This window comes from Caballeronia sp. J97 (genome assembly GCF_905220305.1).
GTDB lineage: Bacteria > Pseudomonadota > Gammaproteobacteria > Burkholderiales > Burkholderiaceae > Caballeronia.
Genome location: NZ_CAJMZL010000029.1, coordinates 97986 through 104841 on the forward strand (window position 1 = coordinate 97986; position 6856 = coordinate 104841).

Sequence of the window (6856 nt, forward strand, 5' to 3'; positions counted from 1 at the left end):
TATCGACCAACGCTGCGCTCGTTATCCTGTCGTCTGACTACGGATGCATACAGGCGAACGAAGGAGCGTTGAACCATGTCCACGAGAAAGATCGCGATCGTCACCGGCGGCAGCCGCGGACTCGGTCGAAACACGATGCTCAGTCTGGCGCGGCGCGGTGTCGACAGCATCTTCACATATCACAGCAACCAGGTGGAAGCGGAGAAGGTCGCGGCGCTCGTCGTCGAGAGCGGCCAGCAAGCGAAGGCGCTGAAACTCGATACCGGCGACACGCGCGCGTTCGATGCCTTCGTAAGCGATGTGCGCGCGACGCTCGCCGACTGGGGCGTTGAGCGCTTCGACTTTCTCGTCAACAACGCGGGGACGTCGCATCACAACAGCATCGAGAAGACGACGGAAGCGGAGCTCGACGCGCTCTACAACGTCCACTTCAAGGGCGTGTTCTTCCTCACGCAAAAGCTGCTGCCGCTGATTCGCGACGGCGGCCGGATCGTGAATGTTTCGTCGGGGCTGACACGCATCATCGTGCCGGAGAGCGCGCCTTACGGTTCGATGAAGGGCGCGGTCGAAGTGCTGACGAAATATCTGGCGAAGGAACTCGCGCCGCGCAGGATCGCCGTCAACGTGGTCGCGCCGGGCGCGATACAGACCGATTTCAGCGGCGGCATCGTGCGCGACAATCCGGAGCTGAACAAACGCATCGCCGACATGACCGCGCTCGGCCGCGCGGGACTGCCCGATGACATCGGACCGATGATCGCGTCGCTGCTGTCCGAGGACAATCGCTGGGTCAATGCGCAGCGCATCGAGGTGTCGGGCGGAATGGCGATTTGAGGGCGTTTCGCCCGAGCGCCGCCGACGCTACGATTCGAGCGGCACCGCGCTCACACACTTCAATTCGTCGAGACACACGCTCGATTTCACGCCGCTCACGCCGGGAATGCGCATCAGCGTATCGAGCAAAAACTCCGACAGGCCTTTGAGATCCCGCGCGATCACCTTCAGCATGTAATCGATATCGCCGGTCACGGCGAAGCATTCCTGAATCTCCGCCAGCTTGCCGACGACGCCCTTGAACTTCGCCAGGTCGCGCACGTGGCCGCGCTCCATCGTCACCTGGATGAAAGCCACCACGCCGAAGCCGAGCATCTGCGCATCGAGCCGCGTCTCGTAGCCCCTGATCACGCTCATCTCCTCCAGCCGCCGATGCCGCCGCAATGTCTGCGCGGGCGACAGATTGATGGCCTCCGCCAGTTCGAGGTTGCTGATGCGTCCGCGGGACTGCAGAATCCCGAGCAAACGCAGGTCGATACGATCGATCTCGATAGTCTGCAATTTTATTTCTCCCATGAGCCAATCGATGAAATCCGAACGCGCAAACTAGGGTTTGTCAGCGCGCGTTAGGAAATCATATTGTGCCGTAACAAATTTACACTGATTCCCCTAAATCGAGCGGGGACGCCCGAGGTCCGAAGCGTCCGGAATCCAGCGCATTACACAAGGAGAGAGACACGTGGCACATGAGGGACAGGGCACGCTCAAGCGCGGCCTGAAGAACCGTCACATTCAACTGATCGCGCTCGGCGGCGCAATCGGCACAGGGCTGTTTCTCGGCATCGCACAGACGATCAAATCGGCGGGACCGTCGGTGCTGCTCGGCTATGCGATCGCGGGCATCGTCGCATTCTTCATCATGCGGCAACTGGGCGAGATGGTCGTCGACGAGCCGGTCGCGGGTTCGTTCAGCCACTTCGCAGACAAGTACTGCGGGCAGTACGCGGGCTTCCTGTCGGGCTGGAACTACTGGGTGCTCTACATTCTCGTGTCGATGGCCGAGCTGTCGGCCGTGGGCATCTACGTGCAGTACTGGTGGCCGGACGTTCCGACGTGGATTTCCGCGCTCGTCTGCTTCTGCGTGATCAACGCGATCAACCTCACCAGCGTGAAGTCGTACGGCGAGCTGGAGTTCTGGTTCGCGATCGTGAAGGTGGTCGCGATCGTCGGCATGATCGGCTTCGGCGGCTGGCTGCTCTTCTCGGGCAGCGCCGGGCCGGAAGCGAGCGTGACGAATCTCTGGCGTCACGGCGGCTTCTTTCCGAACGGCATCTCCGGTCTCGTGATGGCGATGGCGGTCATCATGTTCTCGTTCGGCGGGCTGGAGCTCGTCGGCATCACGGCCGCCGAAGCGGACGATCCTTCGCACACGATTCCGCGCGCGACCAATCAGGTGATCTATCGCATTCTGATTTTCTACGTGGGCGCGCTCGGCGTGCTGCTGTCGCTGTATCCGTGGCAGAAGGTCGTCACCGGCGGCAGCCCGTTCGTGCTGATCTTTCACGCGATGAACAGCAACTTCGTCGCGCATGTCCTCAACGCGGTGGTGCTCACGGCGGCGCTCTCGGTCTATAACAGCGGCGTGTACTGCAACAGCCGCATGCTCTACGGTCTCGCGCAACAGGGCAACGCGCCGCGCGCGCTGCTCAAGGTGAACAAGCGCGGCATTCCGCTCATGGCGCTCGGCGTCTCCGCGCTCGCGACGGCCGCGTGCGTGCTCATCAACTATCTGATGCCGGGCAAGGCGTTCGAGTTGCTGATGGGCCTCGTCGTGTCGGCGCTCATCATCAACTGGGCGATGATCAGCCTCATCCATCTGCAGTTCCGCCGCGTGAAAGCGCGCGCCGGCGAGACGACCGTGTTCAGGAGCCTCGGCTATCCGCTCACCAACTATCTGTGCCTCGCGTTCCTCGCCGGCATTCTGGTGGTGATGTGCCTGATTCCCGATCTGCGCATCTCGGTCTATCTGATTCCCGTGTGGCTCGCGGTGCTCGGCGTGGGTTATGCCATTCGCAACCGTCGTCGCGCGAGCGCGGCGCTCTCGCGCGTCTGAAGGAGACAGTCATGTTCGAACACATCGATGCCTATCCCGGCGATCCGATCCTCTCGCTGAACGAAGACTTCGCGAAGGACCCGCGCACGAACAAGGTCAATCTCAGCATCGGCATCTACTACGACGACGAAGGCCGTCTGCCCGTGATGCGCGCCGTGCGCGAAGCCGAAGCACAACTGCTCGCGGAACCCGCCGCAAAACCGTATCTGCCGATGGCGGGCTTCGCCGCTTATCGCGATGCCGTGCAGTCGCTCGTGTTCGGCGACGACTGCTCCGCGCGCGCCGAAGGCCGCATCGCGACCGTGCAGACGCTCGGCGGCTCCGGCGCGCTCAAGGTCGGCGCGGATTTCATCAAGCGCTATTTCCCCGGCTCGCAAGTGTGGGTCAGCGATCCGACGTGGGACAACCATCGCTTCATCTTCGAGCGCGCGGGTTTCACTGTCGGCACGTATCCGTACTACGACGAAGCGACCGGCGGCCTGAAATTCGACGCGATGCTCTCGGCCATCCGCGATCTGCCCGCGAAGAGCATCGTGCTGCTGCACGCGTGCTGTCACAATCCGACGGGCGTCGATCTGAACGATGCGCAATGGGTGAAGCTGATCGGCGCGATCAAGCAGCGCGACTTGCTGCCGTTCATCGATATGGCGTATCAGGGGTTCGGCGCGGGCCTCGATGCGGACGCGTTCGCGATTCGCGAGCTGGTTCGCCAGAACGTGCCCGCGTTCGTCGCCAATTCGTTCTCGAAGAACTTCTCGCTGTACGGCGAGCGTTGCGGCGCGCTCTCGGTGCTCTGCGAATCGGCGGATACGGCGGCGCGCGTGCTCGGTCAACTGACGGGCGCGGTGCGCGCGAACTACAGCAATCCGCCGACGCACGGCGCGAAGATCGTCGCGCGCGTGCTCGCGACGCCGGCGCTGCGGCAAGCGTGGGAAGACGAATTGGCGTCGATGTGCACGCGCATCGCACGCATGCGCGGCGAGATTCACGCGCGACTTTCCGGCAACGTGCCCGACGCGATGCTCGCGCGTTATCTGGCGCAGCGCGGCATGTTCACCTACACGGGGCTTTCCGCCGCACAGGTCGATGTGCTGCGCGAAAAGCACGGCGTCTATCTGATCCGCTCGGGCCGCATGTGCGTCGCGGCGTTGAACGAACGCAACGTCGAGGCAACCGCAAACGCGATCGGCGAAGTGCTGTCGAAAGCGCTCGCATAGCCGCTCATTTTCGCCTCATTGTGCGCGAGCACACTGCATCCATCGCTGATGAAGGAGGGATGCAGTCATGGAAACGTGTGAAAAAGCGGCCTTTCGGTCTTATGTCGATGTCCTGCTCGATCGTCTCGACGCGCACGCCGATCGCACGGCGCTGCGCTATCTCGATGAGGACGTGACGGGCGGCGCGTTCGCCGCATCGGTGTATCGCTATGCGCGGGCGCTCGCGTCGTTCGGCGTCACGCGCGGCGCGCTCGTCGCGATGTTCGCGCCGAATTGCCCCGACGCGCTCGCCATCCGTTACGCGACGAATCTGCTCGGCGCGGCGACGATGTTCCTGCCCGCGATCGCATCGGCGGAGCATCGCGCGGCGTTCGTGATCCGCATGCAGCCGACGCTGCTCGTCGCCTTCGAAGAGACGAAGCATCTCGTGCCCGCGCACAGCGGGGCGCGCCTCGCTTATGTCGGCACGGGTCCGGCGCGCTTGCGTCTGGATATCCGCGCGCGCGTGCAGCACGATCTGCCGGTGCAAAGTTGCGCGCGACCCGACGATCTCGCCGTGATCGTTTCGTCGGGCGGCTCGACCGGCGCGCCGAAAGCGAGCCGACGCAGCTTCGCCGCGTATTCGGCGCTCGTGAGCGCGCCGAGCCCCGAGGACCGCCGTCAGCTCGTCAACGGCGCGCTGGCGTATCTGTCGCAGGTGCTCGTCGACAACACGTTGACGGGCGGCGGCGTGGTCGTGCTGAAGCCCGGCTACGATCCCGCCGACACACTCGCGACGATCGAAGCCGACCGCATCACGGATGTGCTGCTCGTCGAGCCGCAACTCTTCGAGACGATGGATCATCCGGACGTTCATCGGCGCAATCTGTCTTCGTTGCGCTCGATCGCGCATATCGGCGGATCGGCGCCCGCGATCCTGCGGCGGCGCGCGATCGCGCGGCTCGGCCCGGTGCTCACGCACATGTACGGCGCGAGCGAGGCGGGGCTCGTGAGCGTGCTGACGCCGTCGGACTATCTCGTCGATGCGAGCCTGCTCGACAGCGCGGGGCGCATCCGGCCGGGTGTCGACGTGCGCCTGCGCCGCAAGGACGGCACGTTCGCGCGGCGGGGACAGCCAGGCGCGATCGAAGTGAAATCGAAAGCGGTCGCGCAAGGCTACTACCGGCAGCCGATCGAGGCGGCGCAGAAGTTTCGCGACGGCTGGTGTCTCACGGGCGATATCGGCTTCATCGACGCAAAGGGCTATCTGCATGTGCTCGGACGCGGCAGCGATGTCGCCGAGATCGATGGCGTCGTCATCGGTCCGGCGCATATCGAAACGCCGCTGTGCGCATTGCCCGATGTCCGCTATGCGCGCGCCGTCGCATCGGGCGATGCCGCGCGCGGCTATGTGTGGGATGTCGTCGTCGTGCCGTGGACGGGCAGGCGTGTCGATGTCGCGCGATGCATGCGCGCGCTCGAATCGGCGTGCGGCGCATCGGTTGCGAAGGCCGTTCGCATGGCCTCCGTGCAACGCGTGCCGCTCACCGAGCAGGGCAAGGTGAATCGCGCCGCGATCGCGTTCTGGTGTCGCGATGCATCGAGGCGCGGCGTCGAAGGCGCGGTCAGGAACGTGCGCCTGTGCGCGCCTTCGGAGGCTCCGGCATGATGCGGCCGCGTTTCGTCGCCAATGATTCCGGCCGGGCGGCCGCGAGTGAACGCGCTCAGCCCTTGTGCCTGGCGCGCCCGAGCACCAGATGCGCGAGCGTGCCGAGCACGATGCCCCAGAACGCCGACCCGAGCCCGAGAAAACTCATATTCGACGCAGTGGCGATGAACGTGATGAACGACGCTTCTCGATGCGCTTCATCCTGCACCAGCCCGACGACGTTCGCCGCGATCGCGCCGAGCAGCGCGAGACCGGCGAGCACGGCAACGAAGCCGCTGGGCAGCGCCGCGAACAGCATCACGACGGTTCCGGCGAAGCATCCGCCGATCAGATAGAAGAGCCCGTTCGCGATGCCCGCCACATAGCGGCGCGCCGGGTCGCGATGCGCGTCGGGGCCGGTGCACAGCGCCGCCGTGATCGCCGCGATGACGATGGTGATGCCGCCCGAGAACGCGACGAGCATCGACGCGAGGCTCGTCGTCACGAGAACGGGACGCGTCGGCGTCTCATAGCCGGAGGCCCGCAGGATCGCGAAGCCCGGCAGGAACTGGCCCGTCAGACTGACGATCACGAGCGGCACCGCGAGGCTCACGGTCGATTGCCAGGACCAGGTCGGCATCGTGAACACGGGGCGCGTGAGATGAAAGCTGACCGTGTCGAAGTGCGTCAGGCCGAGTCCCACGGCGAGCGCGCAACCGAACGCCAGAACCAGAATGAGACAGTAGCGCGGCGCCCATCGGCGGAACACGAGAAAGCTCGCGAGCATGCCCAACGCGAGCCACGGCGTGACGGCGACCGACTTGAATACGTTGGTGCCGAACTGAAAGAGGATGCCGGCCATCATCGCACAGGCAATGCCTTTCGGTATGCGCTTGACGATCTGGTCGAACCATCCCGACATGCCGAGCGCGAAGATGCACACGCCCGCGACGATATAGGCGCCGAGCGCCTCGCTCACCGGCATGGCGGGAAACAGCGTGACGAGCAAGGCCGTGCCGGGCGCGGACCACGCGGTGATGATCGGCTGCCTGAGCCACCAGCTCAGTGCGATGCCCGAGACGGCCGCGCCCATCGAGATCGACCAGACCCACGACGCGACCACGT

At 64.7% G+C, this 6856-nt stretch carries 6 protein-coding genes; 4 read left to right on the forward strand and 2 right to left on the reverse strand.

Annotated features, from left to right (window positions below; translation table 11 throughout):
- Positions 1-75 precede the first annotated feature (75 nt).
- A complete protein-coding gene (locus U4Y90_RS28485; protein WP_321799662.1) occupies positions 76-834 on the forward strand; it encodes an SDR family NAD(P)-dependent oxidoreductase in 759 nt (252 codons plus the stop codon).
- 27 nt (positions 835-861) lie between these two features.
- On the opposite strand, the gene U4Y90_RS28490 is transcribed toward U4Y90_RS28485, so the two are convergent.
- The gene (locus U4Y90_RS28490) at positions 862-1335 is read right to left on the reverse strand and encodes an Lrp/AsnC family transcriptional regulator (RefSeq protein ID WP_321799674.1); all 474 of its coding nucleotides are present in this window, start codon (positions 1333-1335) and stop codon (positions 862-864) included.
- Positions 1336-1513: 178 nt separating this feature from the next.
- Here U4Y90_RS28490 and U4Y90_RS28495 point away from each other — a divergent pair, with 178 nt between their 5' ends.
- The 3 genes from U4Y90_RS28495 to U4Y90_RS28505 all read left to right on the forward strand — a co-directional run bounded on the left by U4Y90_RS28495 (position 1514) and on the right by U4Y90_RS28505 (position 5752).
- Entirely contained in the window at positions 1514-2887 is a 1374-nt protein-coding gene (locus tag U4Y90_RS28495; RefSeq protein ID WP_321799663.1) for an amino acid permease, read from the forward strand.
- A gap of 11 nt (positions 2888-2898) precedes the next feature.
- The gene (locus U4Y90_RS28500; RefSeq protein WP_321799665.1) at positions 2899-4104 is read left to right on the forward strand and encodes an amino acid aminotransferase; all 1206 of its coding nucleotides are present in this window, start codon (positions 2899-2901) and stop codon (positions 4102-4104) included.
- 67 nt (positions 4105-4171) lie between these two features.
- Positions 4172-5752 (forward strand): class I adenylate-forming enzyme family protein, encoded by a 1581-nt coding sequence (locus U4Y90_RS28505; RefSeq protein WP_321799667.1) that lies wholly within the window; start codon positions 4172-4174, stop codon positions 5750-5752.
- A 55-nt stretch (positions 5753-5807) separates the two neighbouring features.
- On the opposite strand, the gene U4Y90_RS28510 is transcribed toward U4Y90_RS28505, so the two are convergent.
- Positions 5808-6856 (reverse strand): benzoate/H(+) symporter BenE family transporter (locus U4Y90_RS28510; RefSeq protein ID WP_321799668.1); only part of this gene is annotated, 1049 nt, incomplete at its 5' end.

Excerpts from the sequence above, each read along its gene's own strand:
- U4Y90_RS28505 (WP_321799667.1), top strand. The coding sequence starts at position 4,172 with ATGGAAACGTGTGAAAAAGCGGCCTTTCGGTCTTATGTCGATGTCCTG.
- U4Y90_RS28485 (WP_321799662.1), top strand. The coding sequence starts at position 76 with ATGTCCACGAGAAAGATCGCGATCGTCACCGGCGGCAGCCGCGGACTC.
- U4Y90_RS28500 (WP_321799665.1), top strand. The coding sequence starts at position 2,899 with ATGTTCGAACACATCGATGCCTATCCCGGCGATCCGATCCTCTCGCTG.